Below are 439 nucleotides of genomic sequence, written 5' to 3'. Positions count from 1 at the left end.
CCCGCCGCGGCGGTTATCCTCCGGGTCGGACGAGCGCGTCAGCGCCTCCGCGTAGCCCAGCGCCGCATCGCGGTTTTTCGGGTCCAGGCGGCAGGCGTTCGCATACGCCCCGGTGGCGGTACCGGCATTACCCAGTACCATACCGATGCGCCCCAGCATGAGCCAGCCCTCAACATTGCCGGCATCATTCTGCAGGCGGGTGCGCAGCCCCAGCGCCAGCCGCGCCATCTCCTCTTCATTCAGCGGCTGCGCCTGCGGGTCCAGCGCCCGCGCCAGCAGCCCGGGCGTCTGCGCCGTCGCCTGCTGCCAGGCCCTGACCTGCTGATAGCTGCCGGTCTGTGAGTAACTGATGGCGGCCACGACCAGCGCAATGACGGCCCCCGGCACGTAAACGCCCCACCCGGCGCGCGCGCCGCAAACCGGGGTGTCCGCCGGCAGC

The 439-nt window shown here is 71.5% G+C and carries 1 protein-coding gene; it reads right to left on the bottom strand.

What is annotated here, in order from left to right:
- The coding region (locus tag NA624_RS23020) for a tetratricopeptide repeat protein (RefSeq protein ID WP_439040301.1) at window positions 1–439 on the bottom strand (439 nt) is incomplete at both ends.

Source organism: Salmonella sp. NW38, assembly GCF_051807745.1.
In the GTDB taxonomy this organism is placed as follows: Bacteria; Pseudomonadota; Gammaproteobacteria; order Enterobacterales; family Enterobacteriaceae; genus Salmonella; species Salmonella enterica.
This window is presented reverse-complemented; position numbering and strand designations above follow the sequence as displayed.